The sequence below is a fragment of the Ferrimonas sp. SCSIO 43195 genome (assembly GCF_023716685.1).
GTDB lineage: Bacteria > Pseudomonadota > Gammaproteobacteria > Enterobacterales > Shewanellaceae > Ferrimonas > Ferrimonas kyonanensis.
In genome coordinates this window covers 1,538,121-1,555,465 of the sequence record NZ_CP072679.1, presented here as the reverse complement: position 1 = coordinate 1,555,465, position 17,345 = coordinate 1,538,121, and the positions used below count along the sequence as shown (strand labels likewise).

Genomic DNA, 17,345 nt, shown 5'->3' with positions numbered 1-17,345 from the left:
CCGCCAACACAAGGATCTCATTATGACCACACGCACCCTTAGCCTGGCCGCCCTGAGCCTGGTAACGGCCATCGCCTGGCCGGCGTTCAGTGCCGACTTGGACCTGACACTCAACGACCACCCCATTGACCAGAACACGCTGTGGTTTGGCCACATCAATCCAGACACCGACACCATCGTCTCCGCCATGATGGCGGCCAAAATCTACGGTGGCCAGGCCCGCAGCACCGGCAAGCTCAATAAAGAAACCCAGTACGTGCTCGACACCCTGAAGCTGGACACGCCGCCCCTGGCCACCAACCTGGCCGCAGCCAACGTCGCGCTGGTGGACTTTAATCAAACCACGCAACTGATGCCCGGCGTCAATCAAAACAACATCCAGGCGGTGATTGATCATCACGCCCTCAGAGACAACCCCATCGCCCTGTCCTCGCCCATCAGCATCAACATCAAGCCCTGGGGCTCCGCCGCCACCATCATTGCCGATGACGCCGAGCGCCACGGCATTGCCCTGTCAAAGAGTGACGCCGGACTGCTGCTGGCCGGCATCCTGTCCGACACCCTGAACCTGAGCTCGGCCACCACCACCGAACGGGATCGGCAACTGGTGGCCAGCCTGTCTGCCACCGCCGGTCTTGATGCCGATGAGTTTGCCGCCAACATGTTTAAAGCCAAATCGGATCTGTCCGACGTCAGCGCTTACGACATCGTGGTCGGGGACTACAAAAACTACAGCATCAACGGCAAGAATGTCGGCTTTGGGGTTGCGGAAGTACTGAGTTCCGACGAACTGCTGGGGCGGGTCGAGGAGTTGCGCCAGGCGCTGGGTAAGGCCCGAACCAGCCAGAAACGCGACCACATCTTCTTTGCCATTGTGGATATGCAGAAGAAAACCGCCTACGTGATCACCGAAAATCGCGCCGATGAAAAACTGGCCAACAAAGCCTACGGGGTCAAAATGGATAAACGGGGACTGTTCGTTCTCAGCGACACCCTGTCACGCAAACGGCAGATGATGCCTGCCATTAAAGGCGCCTTGTCGAAGTAACTACAATGACAGCAGGAGGCTGGCTCCGGCCTCCTGCCCTGCCGATTTGAACCGGGGTCAGCGTTTAGACTCGGTGAAGGTTACACCACCGCCAGTACGTCCTCGGCCAACAACCGAGCCTTGGGCAGTCCATGGTTATAGTCTTCCCCCTGTTTGTGATAGCCCATGGCCAGTGCCACTTCGCAGACGTGGCCATCCAGTTCTGGGGCGAACTCCTTGCCGATCAGTTCGGCATCCACCCCTTCCATTGGCGTCGAGGCGATCCCCAACCGGGCCAGTACGTGCAACAAGTTGCCCAGAGCCAGGTACACCTGGGCCTTAGTCCAGCCACCATTGAAGCCCTGGGCGTCGGTGTTGGCTTCGGCAAAGGCGTAGGCCCCCATAAAGGCATCGTACCGCTCCGCCGGCAGGTGACCAGAGCGCACTTCCGCATCGACCCGCTTGCTGTACTTTTCTTTAGTGAATTTCGGATCATAGGCCAACAGGATGGTGTGCGACGCCTCTTTGGCATGGGGCTGATTAAATTGGTGCTTATTAACAAAGGTGTTGTGGAATCGCTGTTTGGCCTCGTCACTTTCCAGCACAACAAACTTCCACGGCTGAGAGTTGATGGAGGACGCCGACAGGCGCAGCGCTTCTTTGATAATGGCCATGTCGTTGGCCGAGATGCGCTTGGATGGATCGTATTTTTTGGCGGTATAGCGGGCGTTTAGATCGGCAATAATCTGCTGAGACATGGTCTGCTCCGTAACTGGGTGAATTCATACATCAATCAATGACGGAGAGTATATTGGTCAGCCCGGCGAACAATAAACCGGCCGCCACCATAAACAGTTTTCGTTTTGAATTGATAATGGCCCAGGCCGTTGCCGTGGTTACCGCAAACCAAGGCGCCGGTCGCCCTGGTGACCCGGCACGCGTTGGTAACGGACACGCCCCGGCCCGCCTCACTGGGGGGTAGTGCCAAACCACTGCTGCAGTTGCTGCGATGCCCGCTGCCAATGGGCACTGGTAACGTGAGCCGCCACCGTCGCCAATGCCACCGTCAAAGCGCCTAAATCATCACTGAATCCCACTCCTGGCGTTAAATCCGGAATCACGTCCATGGGCAGAATCAGGTAACCCAACGCCGCCACGATTACCGTCTTGGCCTGGGTCGGCGTTTGCGGGTCGGTCAGGCAGAAATAGAGCACCAACGCCTTTTCCACCGCTTCCCGGCCAATGCGAACGGCATAACGGCGCAGGGTGTCCCAGAACGAGTCTTCGCTGAAGTACTTTGCATAATCGTCCATCACTTGCCTCGAGGTTCACACGTTGTTGTCAATACAAGGTATACTACGCTATTGCGACGGAAGGTGGCAGCGCCCGCGCCCTTTCTCCGGCCCACAATCTAAGGTAACACCATGAATTTGAAACAAGAGCTCCAGCAACTGAATAACCGGCTGGATAAAGTCCGTCGTAAACTGAATGCCGCCCACGAGCGCGGTGACGTGGCGATGATCGACAAGTTCTTTGAAGAAAGCCAGGCTCTGACCAAACAGATCGACAACGTCAAGAAGACCCAGACCCGTCAAATCAGCCAAAAAGGGAATAAGGTCAGTAACCTGCCTTTTAAACGCGTGCTGACCAAAGAGGAGCAGGCGGACATGGGCAAACTGAAAAAATCGGTCCGTGGACTGGAGGTGGTTCACCCGATGACCGCCCTGGGCCGCGAAATGGGCATCAGCGAAGTCACCGGCTTTGCCCCGAAGAAGTTCTGACCCCAGGCCATCGCCCCCAAACCCGCGCCGGCTCAATGCCGGCGTGGTTGTTTCTGAGCCCAGGCCCGTTTTTGAGCCAACAACGCCTGAGGATGCCGTTGGACTTTCACGCGCCAATGCCACACTCTGAGCCCTTGCCCTGAATCTGTGAGACCCCGCCATGTGGATCGCCTTTACCCTGCTCGCCGCCTTTGCCCAGTCGTGGCGCAATGCCCTGCAGAGCCAGCTCAGCAAAGAGGTCAAGGTCGCCGGAGTCACCCTGGCGCGTTTTCTGTACGCCGGACCGCTGGCGCTGCTGTACCTGGGGACACTGCACCTGTGGCGCCCGGCTCCGCTGCCACAGCTGTCTTTGCCGTTAACCGGCTTCATTGTCGGGGCGGCGGTGATGCAGATAGTGGCAACGGGCCTGATGGTGCGGCTGTTCCAGATGAAGAACTTCTCCGTCGGCGCCGGACTGGCAAAAACCGAAGCCCTGATGGCCGCCATTCTCGGCACCCTGCTGTTTGGCACGCCCCTGTCTGCACTGGGCTGGCTTGGGGTCTGCGTCGGCGCCGTCGCCGTGGTGCTGCTCAGTGGCCGCGGTCACTGGCGCCAGTTGTCGGGGACGACCCTGGTGATCGGCCTGGCCTGTGGTACTGCGTTTGCACTGACTTCACTGTGGATTCGGGAAGCCAGCCTGGTGCTGCCGCTGCCCTTCCCCCACCGGGCCGCCTGGGTGCTGGTACTGGTGATCGGCCTGCAAACCCTACTGCTGCTGGGCTACCTTGGCCTGCGGGACAGGCCGACTCTGATGGCGCTGTGGCAACGCCCCAAAGCCACGTTTCTGGTCAGCCTGTGCAGCTGCATCGGTTCCATTGGCTGGTTTTCCGCCATGGCCCTGAACGCGGTCCCTTACGTCAAGACCCTGGGTCAGATCGAGGTGTTTTTTACTCTGGCCATCGCCGCCTTGTGGCTAAAGCAACGGGTGCAACTGAAAGAAGCGGCCGGGCTGGTGCTGATCGCGGTGGCTGCCATCATCGTCATGTGGAGCTAGGCTGTCGCCGCCCTTACAGCGCCCCTTTCAGCTCCTGAGCCAACCAATCAATAAACTGCTGCACGCCTCCCGAGCGGGCCGGATCAGTCAATGATAACGCCACATACTCGACCCGAGTTTCCACAAAGCCAAAGGGCGCAATCAGGTGGCCCCGCTCCATATCATCCACCACCAGAGAACGCGGCCCTACGGCCAGGCCGAGCCCGGCGACGGCGGCCTGAAGGCTGAAATAGAAGTGATCGAAATAGCGCTCGGACTCCGCCAGCAAGGGTTGACCGGCCAGCGCCTGCCAATCTTCCCAGGCATGAGGTCGGGTACGACTGTGGAGTAAGGTTGTTGCCCCATCACGGTGTCGCAACCAATAGTCGGGGTGGCACACCAAACCAATGCTCTCCCTGCCAAGTGGACTGACCCAATAATCCTGGGGCCACTTAAAGTCAGAGCGCCGAATGGCCAGATCCAGCCCCTGGGCCACCATGTCCACCGGTCCTCCCGCCGTAGAGAGGTGCACATCGGCAACCTGAGACTGCTGATAAAAGCCACTCAGGCGGGGCATCAGCCAACGCATGGCCAACGACGGTTCGCAGGACACCGCCAGGCTGGCGCCTTCCGGCTGCCGCATGCGTTCATTCAGCCCCTGCAACTGGGTCAACATCACCGAAGCATGCTCGGCCAGGTAGCGCCCCTTATCGGTCAAAAATACGCGCCGATTTCGACGCTGAAACAGCGCCGCCCCATAGTAGTCTTCCAGCTGTTTTACGGCGCGACTGATGGCCCCATGGGTGAGATTCAACTCCTGAGCAGCCTTAGTAAAACTCTGGTGTTTGGCGGCAGTACAAAATCCGATAAGGGGTGCCAGAGGTGGAAGGTTTCTAAGCGTCATATGCGTGAGATTTATTCACAGTATTTGCGTGTATTATTCGCTTTTATCAGCCGCTTTTCCAGCCAATAATCATCAGCCCTAACCCTACAAGAGACCGACATCATGATCATTGACCCTCAACTGGCTCTGGTGACTGCCATCATCGCCCTGGCCATCATCAGTCCCGGGCCGGATTTCGCCGTCACGGTGCGCAACAGCCTCGCCCAGGGACGACGCGCCGGCCTGGCCACGGCCGCCGGCATCGCCGCCGGCGTATCGGTGCACATCGGCTATACCGTGATGGGGCTGGGTTACCTGATGTCTCAGGCCATCTGGATGCTGGAGCTGATTCGCTACCTTGGCGCCGGTTACCTGATCTGGCTCGGCATCACCGCCCTACTGAGCCAGCGCCCCGCACATGGCGGCGCCACGTCAACCGACGAGTCCGTCTCGATTGCTCACTGGACCATGGCCAAACAGGGGTTTCTGTGCAATGCCCTCAATCCTAAGACCGCCCTGTTCTTCGTGGCGCTCTTTACTCAAGTCGCCGATGCCGAGGCCGGACCGAATCAGCAATTGCTGCTTGGACTGGTTATCGCTCTGGGCCACCTGCTGTGGTTCTCCGCGGTGGCGATGCTGCTGACCACTGCTGGCGCTCAAAAGCGTCTGAGCCGCATCGAGACCGGACTCAATCGTATCATCGGCGTGGCGATGATCGGCCTGGGCACCCGACTGGCCCTGGCCGATTAACCGAGCACGTTCGCGACAACGGCGCCGTTACAGCAACAGTCGCACCTCTACCCGCCGGTTACAGCCCAGCTGGTCGTTGTCAGCACGGCTGCACACCGGGCTGCCTTCTCCGTAACCCACGGATTCCAAGTGCAGGTCCGGGCGCACCTGGGCGATAAACTCTGCCACGGCGTTGGAACGGCGCCGGGACAAGCCGAGGTTGTAGTCCGTGCTCCCCAAACGATCGGCGTGGCCGGCCACGCCGATGCCCAACTGGCCCTCCCGTTCCACCATCACCAGCAACTCCAGCAACGCCTGCTTATGCTCCACCGACAACCGATAGTGATCCAGTGGATAGTGCAGCACCAAGGTCAGCCGCTGCGGATCAAAGGCGCAGGCTTGAGTCAGGGACTGCTGCTCGGTGGACTCGGCCTCCGTCGCCACCGCTGTTACCGTCAGCAAGCGGCCACGATCATGATGGCTGAGTTGGTAGGCCGCTCGTTCACGGCTGCTCTGCTTATACAACGCCTGGCTGTCCATGCAACCAGCTAACGCCGGGGGGGCAGAGACGGCGGCCATCAGCACGCCGACAGCCCAAAAGTGCGTCGATATTGTCATTCCAATCGTCCCGTTTCTTCGTTCAGCATCTGCAAAATGTACTTGTACACGTCCGGCCCCTGACTGGCGTGATAGATGTTGCGTTCACCCACGCAGTTGTAGAAACCGTTACTCTCTTTATCCAACAGAAAGTCCACGCCGATGACCCCGGCCTTGACCGAAATCGACTCGCCATGGCGACCGGTTTTGCCGCGCATGTTGTCAAACAGTTGTTGGCATAACCCCGCCCCCACCAACATCTTCAGATAGCGGTTGGTTTTAATCCCATTGTAGGTTTTGGTGTTGTCATGGCCGTCGGAGAGCACAATAAACACCTGGTCCGGATTGAGGTTGGTGGCCTCATCGGACACCACCGCCGCCCTTAGCATCCCCTGCCAGGAGTAGGTACCGGCATTGCGGGCATTGGCGGTCATGGTATTGAGCTCTGAGAGGAAGTGGTCGTAATCCTCGGTCAGGGGAATGTCATGAAAGTTCTTTGGGTAGTAATAGCTGTAAGACTGGTAGTAACTGGATGCCGCCGGCTTGTCCTCAAACATATGCGCCACGGTGTCGGTGACATTGTCGTAGATGTCCATGTTGTACAGCGTCCGCGAACCGCCGACCTTACGCACACTGAAGCGGTTAAAACCGATCAGGGCGATGCGGCTCTTGTCCTGATTGTACTTGTTATACAGCTTAAGCTGATCCACCACCCGCGACAGGGTGTCTTTCACTATGGTGTATTTCTTCTGGCCATCGGTCCAGGTCCAGTTCATCGAGTAACTGAAGTCGACAATCAGGTACACGTCCACCGGCTTAGGCAGGTAGCGCTTGGACAGGGAACCGCCCTTCAGCTCAAACTGCTCTTTGATGCCGATGGAATCAAAACTAAGCCAGCTGTCGTAGCGGGAATGCACCTGCACATCGGTTTGCATCGACGGCGCCAGCTCCCCTGCCTCCTGCATACAGCCACTGGCGTAGGTGCAGGCATCCTGACCGACGCTGACACTGAGGGCACCGACGTTGTCCTTGATGTAGAAATCGACAATCTGCTGTGCCAGCTGTTCCGACTGGGTCTGGGTGGCCTCATGCTGGGCCGCCACCGCCAGGCTGGCCACCTCGGCCGCCTCCAGCAGACGCGCATGGGCCAGCATCTGCTGAGCCAGGTGCATGGCAAAGGCAAACAGCATCATCATCACCGGCAGCATGCCGACAAAGACGATCATCGCCGCCCCTCGCTGTCTGGGTAATGCTGAACGTTTCATCAGAACCTCGCGTAGGAGATGGAGCTGGCGACGATGTTAAACGGGTCGCCCTGAGACACACCGATGAGATTAAAATCGGTTCGGTAACACAGCGACACCTGGTAGATTGGCAACTTCCGAGCCTTGGAAGTCAGCGGCGACAGTGGATCCATGCCACTGTGATTGATGGAAGCAAAGCCACAGCCCTCCCGGTTGCCACTGCTGCGCACCGCATAGGACGCCGCTGGCGGTGCCGGAATGTACTCCTCCACCACCACCACCAGGGCACTGGCATCAAAACTGGCCATGGATCGCGCCAGGCCGGCGGCGACAATGGCCTCAATGTCACTGACCAGGCTGGCGCACTTGCTGGCGTCATTGCCGTTGGTGCCACACATCTGGCCCTCATCATCGAAGAATTGCCGCCGCTCCGACACCAGGGTCACTGCCGAGAAGGCCGCCCGATCCAGAGCTCCCTTTTTCGCGACCGCTATCATGTAGTTGACCTGCATGGCGAAGAAGCCAGACAGCACCAGCAACACCATCGCCAGCTCAACGGTAAACACCCCTTTGCTGTTAGCCATCGCAACCACCCCAGTACTTGAACTTACAGCGCTGATACTCCTGCACCGCCACCACCTCGCGGTGCACCCGCAGCTCGGGCAGGTAGACGTTAAACATCGGCTGGTAACGGTAATCCACCTGGTACACCGCCACCGAGGCATTAAGGCCGGAGCTGGAGGCCTGGGCGCAGCTTTGCAGCTCAGCGTCGCCCTGACTGCACTGAGCCAGCGCCGACAGATCGGAGAAATAGACCACCTCTGCCCGTACCGCACCCAACTCCTCACTGCTCATCCACCATTGGATGCCGTTCTCCCGCAACGCCTGCAGCAAGGCATACTCGTAATCCGCCACCACGGTAGAGCTAAGACTCCCCTGTCGTTTGGCGGCATTCACCGCCGTCGCCAACGCATGATCGGTGGCAGCCATGGCGTAGGTCAGGACACAAAACTCCAGCCAGGCCAGCACCATCAGGATCAGCAGCGGCAGGCCCAGCGCGGCCTCCACCGCCACGGTTCCCCGCTGACGCTTCACAGCGCGACCTGCTGATGACAGCTGGACTGGGTCACCACAAAGGCACGGGGCTCGCGCACCTGAGCCAGAAACTCGCTGGCCTCGCCGACGGTATCGAAATCACCGACACAGTAGCGATACCTGGCCTGGACCTGCTGTTCAAACAGCGAGCCGTAACGCTGAATAAAGTCGCGGCGCATGCCCCGGCTCAGCGGCCGGTCCCAGGAGGTCACCTGAACGCAGAATCGCTTGTCCTGGCCGTCAGCGGGCACGGCGCAGGCAGCCGGGCCCTCGCCGGACTGAGGCCGCGGCGCGGGTTCAAAAGGTTGAGATGGTGGCGGCGCTGGGGCGGTGGCCCCTGGGGAACTCGAGGCCGGTGACGGCGGTGACTTGCGCCACAGCACCGGCTGGCTGTCGGCGGGCAGCACCCCGGCCATCAGCGCCTGCAACTGGCGTTTGGCCTGCTGCTCGTCATCGCGGTGACGCAACACCTCCAGCGCCAGCAGCGGCCGCTGCGCCTGAATCGCCGCCACAATCAAATTGGCGCGAATGCCGCCATCCTCCGGGTGGCTGAGGTACAGGGGCTGCAACAATGCCAGCGCCTGCTGCGGGCGCTGCTGCATCAGGTACACCACCGCCTGATTATTCTGCACCTGCAGGTCGCTGGCTCCGAGGCGACGGGCCTCCTCAAACTGGTCGATGGCCTGTTCAAACTGCTGCTGGGCGGCACTGGCCCGCCCCAGCAGCAGCAGGGTCTGCACCGAATCGCCACCGGCCTGGCGATACTGCTGCAACTGCGACTCACACTGCGACCACCGTTGCTGCAGACACTGTATTCGGGCCAGTGCCAGCCGCACCTGTGGCTGCCGTCGCTCCTGCTCGCTGAGCAGGGTGGTGTACAGCTGGGCCGAACGCAGATCCTGCTGATCCAGGTACAGGCTGATCAGCCGCTGCTTATACTCGGGCCGCTGGTTCAAGTTGGCCTTGTAGTGGGCCACCAGGCCAACCTGATTGCCCGACGCCAGCAGCAGCGCTTCCCGGGTCGCCAGCGAGTCCTCGACAGGGCGACTGGCACAGCCGGCCAGGATCAGGGCCAGAAACAGCCCGGTTACAACGTTATGCATGGCTCCACCTCAGGGTTAACTCATCATTCGGACGATGCCCGGCGCGGCGATCAGCACCACGATGGGCACCATGATGAACAGGATCAGCGGAATCGACATCTTGGCGCCCAACTTGCCGATCTTCTCCTCCAGGTTCATCATGTTGATCTCGCGAATGTCCGTCGCCAAAGACGACAATACCGGCCCCACCGATGAGCCATACTGCAGGCTCTGCACTATGGTCATCACGAAACTCTGAGTTTCACTGGTGGGCACCAGCTCGTAAAATTCATTGATGGCTTTCTCGATGCCGACCACCTTGGAGCGCTCCACCGTCACCCGCACCACCCGGGCCAGGTGCGGATCCACCATCACCAGCTCACCGGCCAGGTGCGCCAACGAGGCTTCGATGGTCATGCCGGTGTGGACACAGACGTTCATCAAGTCCAGCAGGAAGGGCAAACGGCCGCTGATCTGACGAATTAGCCGCTTGGCTCGCATCTCCAGGTACAGATCCGGCACGACCAGAAACCCCACTGCCGACAGGCTGATCAACAACACAAACCGGGTCGAACTCAAATGGCCCCGCAACAGCAGATACAGGGCAACCGCCAGTAGCACCACAAACGGAATGAACTTCAGAAAGTAGTAACTCTGCGCCACCCAACGCGGATAGATGCCGGCGGCATGGAGCTTTTTCTCTACCTCGCCCTGATTGAAACTGAAGGGGGACACCAACCGGTCCCACCACTGGCCTCGCACCGGCTCTGAACCAGCGTTGCCCAGCAGCGAATTGACACTCCAGCGAATGGCAAACCGCTCCCAGACTCGAACCCCGACCCAAGCCAGCAACAGCGCACACAGCAGCGCCACCAGATAGAACCCATAGGGAGGCAGGCCAGTCATCTATTCCACCCCCCGCAAAATCCAGGCGATGCAGGCAAAACCGATCAGTTCACTGATCAGCACGTAGTAGAAGATCGGCTTGCCGCCCTCTTCGAACATCACGAAATGGTAGTTTTCCGGGCTGGTGTACTTGAGGATCAGCAAGAAGATCAGCGGCAGCGCCGCCACAATTTTGGCCGACGCCCGCGCCTCGGAGGTCAGGGCGCTCTTTTTCTTATCCAGGCTGCGGGCATCGAACATCAGCCGGTTGATGCGATTGATCACCTCTTTAAGCTGGCCACCCCGGCTCAGGTTCAGGCGAATGGTGGAGACAAAGAAAAAGTACTCGACATAGGGAAACGACGCACCACTGCGCCGCAGTACGTCATCGGGATCCTCACCAATCAACAGCCGCTCCGACATCAGTTTAAACTCACGGCCCACCTCATTATCCAGCTGCTCCCCCACATACTCGAAGGCGTGCACCACGCTCTGGCCTGCCGACAACGCACCGGAGAGGATGTTGAGGGCATCGGGGAAATCGTCCTGGAACCGCGCTTCGCGACGCCGTTTCAGTTGCAGCACAAACACCACAAATGCCAGTGGATACCCCCAGCCCAACACCAGCATCAGGCTTTGATGCAGCAACATCTCGTTGAGGGCCACCAGCCCCCCGGTGGCAACGCCGGCAAACAGCAACAACTTGGCTCCGGGCTTGGGAGCCATCAGTTTCAGCAACGCCTGCCAGTGCAGCCGCAACCGGGTCTTCAGGCTGGCATCGAAGCGGGAGGCATCGATCACCATCCGCGCCACCGCCATCGGCTCGCCGCCCCGCTCCAGGCCAATCAACTGGTTGAGCCGGCGCTCACTGCAGCGGCGGCGCCACCACAGCCACAACAAGGCCAGCAGCAACACCACCATCCCCAGGCTGATCATTCAAAGATCTCCCGCAACTCATTCTCCAGCCCAAAGAAGCGAGCCCGCTCATAGATCACCGAGCGGGTGGACAGACCCGGAGTGCGAAAATCGCCCTTGATCCGGTTGCCGGAGAAGCCATCGATGCCGGTCTCAAAACGGAAAATGTCCTCGAGCACCACGCTCTCCCCTTCCAGCCCCACCACCTCGGAGATGTACATCACCTTACGGCTGCCATCGTGCAGGCGCTTAACCTGGACAATGAGGTCGACGGCGCTGACGATGGAACGACGAATGGCCGCCAGTGGCAGGCTGGCGGTGGCCATCATCACCATGCTTTCCACCCGGGCAATGGCATCGCGGGGGCTGTTGGCATGCAGGGTCGACATCGAGCCATCGTGGCCGGTATTCATCGCCTGCAGCATCTCAAACGCTTCGGCGCCGCGGCACTCACCGACGATGATGCGATCCGGGCGCATCCTCAGGGCGTTGATCACCAGTTCGCGGGCATCCACGGCGCCGGTGCCCTCGACACTGGCCTGGCGAGTTTCCAGGCGCACAATATGGGGCTGCTGCAGCTGCAGCTCGGCGGCATCCTCGATGGTCACCACCCGCTCCCGCTCGCCAATGAAGGCCGACAACGCGTTCAACAGCGTGGTTTTGCCCGAACCCGTGCCACCGGAGATCAGCACATTGCACTTGCAGTGCGAGGCGATGGAGAGCAGTTTGGCCATCTCCATGGTCAGGGCGCCAAACTCCACCAGGTTCTCCATCTTGATCTTCTGCTGCTTAAACTTGCGAATGGAGATGGAGGTGCCGTCGATGGCCAGCGGCGGAATCACGATGTTGACCCGGCTGCCGTCTTCAAGGCGGGCATCGCACAACGGCTTGGCTTCATCGATGCGCCGACCGACGTTGGAGGCGATGCGCTTGGCGATGGTGTTCAGCTGCTTCTCGTTGACGAACTGCACCTCGGAGCGCTCGACCTGACCACCAATCTCGATAAACACATCGTTGGGACCGTTGATCATGATGTCGGAGATGTCGTCGTTCTCCAGCAGTACCTGCAGTGGCCCCAGGCCTTTGAGTTCGGCGAACAATGCCCGCACCAACTCCATGCGCTGAATGTTGGTGACCTGCAACTGACGCTGATCCACCAACAGATCCACCGACAACCGCAACTGCTCCTGCAGCTCCTCGTGGCTGACGTCGGCGATACTGGCGGCGTCGATGGCATCGAAGATCTCATCCCGCAGATCGATGTAGATTTTCTTCAGCACACTCATCGTGACAACCACCTCAGGCCACGACCGCCATACAGCCGCTTACCCGCCAGCTCATCGACGATCACCGCCAGAGTGCGGAGCAACTTGCGTGAACTCCAGAAGCCGTCGCCTTTCTGAATCAAGCCCTTTTCCAGCCCCGGCTCATAGGCCAGCACCAAGGCCGACTCCATCTTAAGCTTGTCGCGAGCGTCGGCCAGTGACAACGCATAATCGCCGTTGGGGCGGGACTGATTGAGGATCACCTGATGCGGCACCTTGTCCAGCTTGCGCTTCATCTGCTGATACGCCCGCAGCGCCGACACCGACGGGTCCAGCACCAGGAAGATGCGGTGATACCGCTCCACAAAGCCCGGATCGTTGATCTCATCAAACAAGGTGGCCGGTACCGAATCGACGATGAAATTGTAATCCTGAGCCAGCTGCCGCGACAGCTCCAGCAGGTTGGCACCGTGAAACCCGACACAGCTGTTGACGCTCTCCAGCATCAGGCTGTCGGCACGGTCGTTGACCCGGTTGAGGTAGGTGCGAGCGATGGAGGCGTCAATCTCTTTGTGGCTGAGGTCGGCACTGTTCTGGCGCACCTTCAGCCCCTCGATCCCCAGGTAAAGATCGCTGCTGATGGCACCGTTATCGTGTTCCACCAGCAAGGTGGGCAAACCGGCCTTGGCCGAAAACAGATGCACCAGGGCACTGCTGACGCAGCTGACACCAACGCCCCCCTTGCACCCCAGAACCAGAATCCGCTTGGCGGTACGGACCCGCACTCCGGAAGCCGTCGTCCCCGGACGACGAAGCTCACCAATGCAGTGAATCAGGCCATTGAGGTTGCCCTCCCACAACAGGTAACGGGCCCCTTGAGACTCCACCCAATTTTTGAGCCTGATGGAATCCATCAGCCCCAGAATCACCACGTTGATCTGCACATCCAGCTGAGTGGTGTTGGCTTCCACCACCAACCGCAGTTCATCCTCATCGCAATGACGCAGATCCAGCACCAGGTTGCGGCTGCCGTTGTCTTTGTCGGCCCAGCTTCGTATCGACGCCAGCACCGCCTGAGTCAGCGGTTTTCCAAAGCCCTCGATGGCGTAGATTTCAGTGACTTTCTCCAGCAATTCACTGTCGGCAGAGATCACCAGATCCCCGCATTGGCGCACGGTTTTTTTCTCGGTGGCGCCGGCCTTAAAGATACTGCTCAGGTTCATGGTTGCAGCCTCCTTGGCAAGGGGTTAACCAGGGTATGGACCCGGTTGTGCTCCAGCGAACAGCCAAAGCGGTAATCCTGAGCCGATTTGAGGCTGACCACGCCACACTGCTGGCCCTCGATCAACAGGTAGTCGGCGTCGATGGTCAGGGCATCGGTCCCAGTGGACGCCGCTGGCTTCAGGGTCACCGACCGGGGTGACAGGCCCGCATCGATGGCCGCCTGTTTCAGGGCCAGAGCCAGAGGCCGAGCGCCGGGTCCAAAAGTCAGGGTCAACTCCAGACGATCGCTGTGCTGGCGCAACGGGGTCAGAAACGCGTGTGCTCGCCGATGAGCACCGGGTAAGCGTGCCGAAACTATCTGCAACTGGCTTTCCATCTGCCGAACCGTCACCCGGTTGGGCTCCGACATGGGCACCGAACAGCCGCCCAGAAGCAGTACCAGAATCAGTATCATGGGCTTCATCTGAACCCTCCTTCGGTCAACAGCGGTTGCAGGGCCTGGCGTTCAGAGCCATTGAACTCCAGCCCCAGCAAACGCTCGATGTCGCTGCTCCGTTGCATCATCGGCAACCGAATCTGCTCCGGCGAGGTGGGTTGCACCAGGTTGACGGTGGCGACGATGATCAGCTCAGTTTTGCTGTAATCAGACTCGGTACGGCTGAACAGGCTTCCCAGCACCGGAATGTCTCCCAGCAACGGAACCCGTGACAGCAGCTCGCGCTCCTCGGAGGTCAACAGCCCCGCCAGCACGAAGCTCTGGCCGTCTTTCAGCTGCACCGTGGTGTGGGCGCGGCGGGTTTTCAGGGCCGGAATGTTGGCCAGGGTGCCTTCGTAAGAGTTCTTGGCATCGACGGAGCTGACTTCAGGCATTAACGACAGACGAATGTTGTCCGAGTCCATCACCTTGGCAACGATGTTGAGTTTGATGCCGTACTCCTTGTAGGTAATGGAAACGGTATCATCGGTCCGAACGGCGATGGGGATCTCGCCCCCCACCAGGAAGCTGGCTGACTCACCGGAGATCACCGACAAGTTGGGCTCGGCCAGTACCTGGCCCAGGGTCTCGTCCTTCTTGGCATCGATCACCGAGATGATGTCTTCGGCGGAGAAATCCAGCAGGTAATCCACAAACTGGCCGGTATCGGCGCCGGCGGAGCCATAACTGACACCCAGCTGGCTAAGCAGGCCACTGGAGACTTCGGCCACGGTCAGCTTGACGTTGATCTGTTCGGTGGCCAGTACCTTGAGATTGTTGATCACACCGCGAAACACGCTGGTGCGGCCAAATTCCAGGTTGGCCAACTCATGACCATTGCTGTCGTTGACCACCACTTCGTTGACCTGCACCTCTTTACTGAGCATCTCCCCAACCAGCTCGTACACCGACTGCTTGACCGTCTCGCTGGAGACCGTGCCTTCGAGCACCACCTGTTCCAGCACGTTACGGATGGTGATTTTTTCATCCGGATAATGGGCCGAGATCAGCTGCTCCAATACCACCGGATTGAGATTGACCACCAGAGTGTGGTTAGCCAGTTCATTGCCGGATTCGTCGTACAGGATGATGGTAGACAGACCAGGACTGACACCAAACACCACCACTCTGGAGTTATCCACCACCTTGTAGTCGGCCACCTTGGCGTTGGACACAAACACCGTATCGATGGCGGTGGTCGATCGCAGCGTCGTGGCTGCCCCCTGATCCAGGTTGAGAGAGCCCGCCAGCACTTGCCAGGACAGCAGGGTGGCAAGGATGGCCATTGTGCTCATGTGCCAACTGAGTCTCATTGTGCCTCCCCGGCCCGCATCTCACGCACGCCACTTAACCGCTCAATGATGTCGCTGCTTTTCACCGACAGCGTTTTGCCGGTCAGGTGGGATGGCACCAGAGTGATGTCTCCCAGTTTGCCGGCCATCTCCAGGTGCAGAATCTGCTCTACCGTCAGGGCAATCAACAGGCTGGCACTGGGGTGTTCCGATTCACCGGCCTCGACCGGAGTGCTGAGCACCTGAATCACCTTGGCGTCATCGACAATCACTCGACTGGTGATGTCCGCCATCTCGGCGTAACCGGCTTCCTTAATGTTATGGGTCGATGAGGTAGTGGACACAAAACTGACGCGATCACCCACGGCAATGGGCACAGTTTCGATTATTTGGTTGTCGTTAGACGAATAGAAATAGGGAACGTACTTATCCCCGATGGACAGAACCAGATAACCGGCGTCTCCTGGGTTGGACACCATTTCCGCCGACAAGAACTGTCCTGATTTGAAATCACCAGCAAACACACTTCCCTTGGTAAGATTCAACGACTTTGCGGTTGGAATGTTTTTACTCAGCACCTCATTTTCATTCAGTGAAAAAAACTCTACCGATGCTGGTGAGATCGATTCCGCTCTCGACACATCGCGGCTTAACCTCGCCACCTCAACCACTTTTATTGGCGATTCCGTCGCATTAAGTTTCGGTGCTGGAGTAATTAACATCCCCTCCAGGGAGAAGATGGTAAACAGTACCACTCCAAATATCATCAAAAAAATTAATAACCTAGTCATGGCATCTACTAAAAAGGAGGGGTGGCCTCCTCTCTGCTCTTATTCGATATTTGGTTCGGCTGCCGGCAGGCTGATTGAATGACCAAGCAGACTGCCGGAACCACCTGTGCCGAAATGATGGTCGGACGATACTTTTTTGACAACGTTAATTAGTTGGCAGTGCCTGCCGAAGTCATGTTGCCCTGAATCGAAGTGATGGCGCTGGTCAGTGCGGTTTTCAGGGAGCCGTCATTGAATACGACCAGAATAATCGCCGACATGGCAACCGCAATAATTGCGTATTCCACCGCCGTCACACCGCGCTCGTCTTTAATATATTGACCAAATGAAAGGTAAAATTTAGATTTGATAAAATCGAACATAATCAGGTTTCCCGAATTTAATTTGGCTACAGTGAGTTAGTATTGCTTTGCCGTTCCAATACTAGGGTTTTATCTCAAACCTGACATAGCGTTTTCTGCTTATATTTTTATAAGAAAAAATGAAAAGAATTTGTTAAAGGCTGGTTTCATCTTGCCGATACCGTATTGAATGCCATGGTACTTAATGGGGTGGAAAAATGTCGTTACTTGTATTAGGGGCACTCAGCCTGATAGTGATGATGTCTGACATCAGGAAAAGAAAAATATCAAATATAACAGTGGTTTTAATTGGAGTAATTACTGTAATTATTACCCTTGTGTCCGATTCCAAAACGATAGACCAGCAGCTATTCCAGGCAGCAATTACAATTGCTGTCGGCTTCTTATTAACCATGCTAAATATATTCGGCGCCGGAGACAGTAAATTACTGGCCGCTTACTCCCTTGGCATTAGCCCGGCACTCTACCCTGGCGTGCTGTTTGTGGTCTGTGTGCTCGGCGCACTGATTGCCATCGTATTGTGGCTGAGCAATCGACAGCAGCTACGCCAGCGTGGCGTCCCCTATGGGCTGGCCATCGCCCCGGCCGGGTTGGCCGCAGTGGCACTGTCTGCCATCGGCTAGCCCGACAACTGAGCAAAAGCGAAATTATCACTCTAGAATCAAAAGGAGACTCAGGAAGGGTAA

Annotated in this window: 22 protein-coding genes; 6 read left to right on the top strand and 16 right to left on the bottom strand. The window is 58.4% G+C overall.

What is annotated here, in order from left to right; all coding sequences use genetic code 11:
* Positions 1-22: 22 nt before the first annotated feature.
* Complete coding sequence (locus tag J8Z22_RS07475) at positions 23-1,048, top strand: manganese-dependent inorganic pyrophosphatase (protein WP_028113594.1); 1,026 nt, start codon at positions 23-25, stop codon at positions 1,046-1,048.
* Between the two features lie 80 nt (positions 1,049-1,128).
* On the opposite strand, the gene J8Z22_RS07470 is transcribed toward J8Z22_RS07475, so the two are convergent.
* Together J8Z22_RS07470 and J8Z22_RS07465 are read right to left on the bottom strand one after the other, a co-directional pair.
* On the bottom strand, positions 1,129-1,785 hold the full coding sequence (locus tag J8Z22_RS07470) for a nitroreductase family protein (protein ID WP_028113595.1): 657 nt from the start codon (positions 1,783-1,785) through the stop codon (positions 1,129-1,131).
* Between the two features lie 210 nt (positions 1,786-1,995).
* Complete coding sequence (locus J8Z22_RS07465) at positions 1,996-2,340, bottom strand: YkvA family protein (protein ID WP_028113596.1); 345 nt, start codon at positions 2,338-2,340, stop codon at positions 1,996-1,998.
* Positions 2,341-2,451: 111 nt separating this feature from the next.
* On the opposite strand from J8Z22_RS07465, the gene J8Z22_RS07460 reads away from it, so the two are divergent.
* A complete protein-coding gene (locus tag J8Z22_RS07460; RefSeq protein WP_028113597.1) occupies positions 2,452-2,808 on the top strand; it encodes a YibL family ribosome-associated protein in 357 nt (118 codons plus the stop codon).
* A gap of 160 nt (positions 2,809-2,968) precedes the next feature.
* Positions 2,969-3,841 carry a DMT family transporter gene (locus tag J8Z22_RS07455; RefSeq protein WP_252009850.1) on the top strand — a complete coding sequence of 291 codons (873 nt, stop codon included), beginning with the start codon at positions 2,969-2,971 and terminating at the stop codon, positions 3,839-3,841.
* Positions 3,842-3,854: 13 nt separating this feature from the next.
* Here the strand turns inward: J8Z22_RS07455 and J8Z22_RS07450 are convergent, their stop codons facing one another.
* Entirely contained in the window at positions 3,855-4,634 is a 780-nt protein-coding gene (locus J8Z22_RS07450; RefSeq protein WP_245595603.1) for a LysR family transcriptional regulator, read from the bottom strand.
* Between the two features lie 192 nt (positions 4,635-4,826).
* On the opposite strand from J8Z22_RS07450, the gene J8Z22_RS07445 reads away from it, so the two are divergent.
* Complete coding sequence (locus J8Z22_RS07445; RefSeq protein WP_252009849.1) at positions 4,827-5,453, top strand: LysE family translocator; 627 nt, start codon at positions 4,827-4,829, stop codon at positions 5,451-5,453.
* A gap of 27 nt (positions 5,454-5,480) precedes the next feature.
* Here J8Z22_RS07445 and J8Z22_RS07440 read toward each other — a convergent pair whose 3' ends face one another.
* Genes J8Z22_RS07440 through J8Z22_RS07385 form a run of 12 tightly spaced genes read right to left on the bottom strand, consistent with a single transcriptional unit; the run spans position 5,481 to position 15,997 of the window.
* Positions 5,481-6,050, bottom strand: a complete 570-nt coding sequence (locus J8Z22_RS07440) for an OmpA family protein (protein WP_252009847.1) — start codon at positions 6,048-6,050, stop codon at positions 5,481-5,483.
* Positions 6,047-7,294 carry a TadE/TadG family type IV pilus assembly protein gene (locus tag J8Z22_RS07435; RefSeq protein ID WP_252009845.1) on the bottom strand — a complete coding sequence of 416 codons (1,248 nt, stop codon included), beginning with the start codon at positions 7,292-7,294 and terminating at the stop codon, positions 6,047-6,049. Before J8Z22_RS07435 ends, J8Z22_RS07440 begins: the two co-directional genes overlap by 4 nt.
* Positions 7,294-7,857 carry a tight adherence pilus pseudopilin TadF gene (gene tadF, locus J8Z22_RS07430; protein ID WP_252009843.1) on the bottom strand — a complete coding sequence of 188 codons (564 nt, stop codon included), beginning with the start codon at positions 7,855-7,857 and terminating at the stop codon, positions 7,294-7,296. Before tadF ends, J8Z22_RS07435 begins: the two co-directional genes overlap by 1 nt.
* Positions 7,850-8,368, bottom strand: coding sequence for a TadE/TadG family type IV pilus assembly protein (locus tag J8Z22_RS07425; RefSeq protein WP_252009841.1), 519 nt, complete (start codon positions 8,366-8,368; stop codon positions 7,850-7,852). Before J8Z22_RS07425 ends, tadF begins: the two co-directional genes overlap by 8 nt.
* On the bottom strand, positions 8,365-9,471 hold the full coding sequence (locus J8Z22_RS07420) for a lipopolysaccharide assembly protein LapB (RefSeq protein ID WP_252009839.1): 1,107 nt from the start codon (positions 9,469-9,471) through the stop codon (positions 8,365-8,367). The genes J8Z22_RS07425 and J8Z22_RS07420 overlap by 4 nt, the downstream gene beginning before the upstream one ends.
* Before the next feature lie 15 nt (positions 9,472-9,486).
* Positions 9,487-10,356 carry a type II secretion system F family protein gene (locus J8Z22_RS07415; protein WP_028113605.1) on the bottom strand — a complete coding sequence of 290 codons (870 nt, stop codon included), beginning with the start codon at positions 10,354-10,356 and terminating at the stop codon, positions 9,487-9,489.
* Positions 10,357-11,271: a type II secretion system F family protein gene (locus J8Z22_RS07410; protein WP_252009837.1), complete on the bottom strand. Its 915-nt coding sequence runs from the start codon at positions 11,269-11,271 to the stop codon at positions 10,357-10,359.
* Positions 11,268-12,536 carry a CpaF family protein gene (locus tag J8Z22_RS07405; protein ID WP_028113607.1) on the bottom strand — a complete coding sequence of 423 codons (1,269 nt, stop codon included), beginning with the start codon at positions 12,534-12,536 and terminating at the stop codon, positions 11,268-11,270. The genes J8Z22_RS07410 and J8Z22_RS07405 overlap by 4 nt, the downstream gene beginning before the upstream one ends.
* Complete coding sequence (locus tag J8Z22_RS07400; protein WP_252009835.1) at positions 12,533-13,738, bottom strand: hypothetical protein; 1,206 nt, start codon at positions 13,736-13,738, stop codon at positions 12,533-12,535. Before J8Z22_RS07400 ends, J8Z22_RS07405 begins: the two co-directional genes overlap by 4 nt.
* Complete coding sequence (locus J8Z22_RS07395; protein ID WP_252009833.1) at positions 13,735-14,202, bottom strand: hypothetical protein; 468 nt, start codon at positions 14,200-14,202, stop codon at positions 13,735-13,737. The genes J8Z22_RS07400 and J8Z22_RS07395 overlap by 4 nt, the downstream gene beginning before the upstream one ends.
* Positions 14,199-15,527 (bottom strand): type II and III secretion system protein family protein, encoded by a 1,329-nt coding sequence (locus J8Z22_RS07390; RefSeq protein ID WP_252009831.1) that lies wholly within the window; start codon positions 15,525-15,527, stop codon positions 14,199-14,201. Before J8Z22_RS07390 ends, J8Z22_RS07395 begins: the two co-directional genes overlap by 4 nt.
* Positions 15,524-15,997, bottom strand: a complete 474-nt coding sequence (locus J8Z22_RS07385) for a hypothetical protein (RefSeq protein ID WP_252009829.1) — start codon at positions 15,995-15,997, stop codon at positions 15,524-15,526. The genes J8Z22_RS07390 and J8Z22_RS07385 overlap by 4 nt, the downstream gene beginning before the upstream one ends.
* Here J8Z22_RS07385 and J8Z22_RS07380 point away from each other — a divergent pair.
* Positions 15,975-16,379 carry a hypothetical protein gene (locus tag J8Z22_RS07380; protein ID WP_156897060.1) on the top strand — a complete coding sequence of 135 codons (405 nt, stop codon included), beginning with the start codon at positions 15,975-15,977 and terminating at the stop codon, positions 16,377-16,379. The two genes, J8Z22_RS07385 and J8Z22_RS07380, sit on opposite strands and share 23 nt — an antisense overlap.
* A gap of 67 nt (positions 16,380-16,446) precedes the next feature.
* Here the strand turns inward: J8Z22_RS07380 and J8Z22_RS07375 are convergent, their stop codons facing one another.
* Entirely contained in the window at positions 16,447-16,659 is a 213-nt protein-coding gene (locus J8Z22_RS07375) for a Flp family type IVb pilin (protein ID WP_028113610.1), read from the bottom strand.
* 197 nt (positions 16,660-16,856) lie between these two features.
* Between J8Z22_RS07375 and J8Z22_RS07370 the strand changes: the two genes are divergently transcribed.
* Entirely contained in the window at positions 16,857-17,282 is a 426-nt protein-coding gene (locus J8Z22_RS07370) for a prepilin peptidase (protein WP_371878114.1), read from the top strand.
* Positions 17,283-17,345 lie beyond the last annotated feature (63 nt).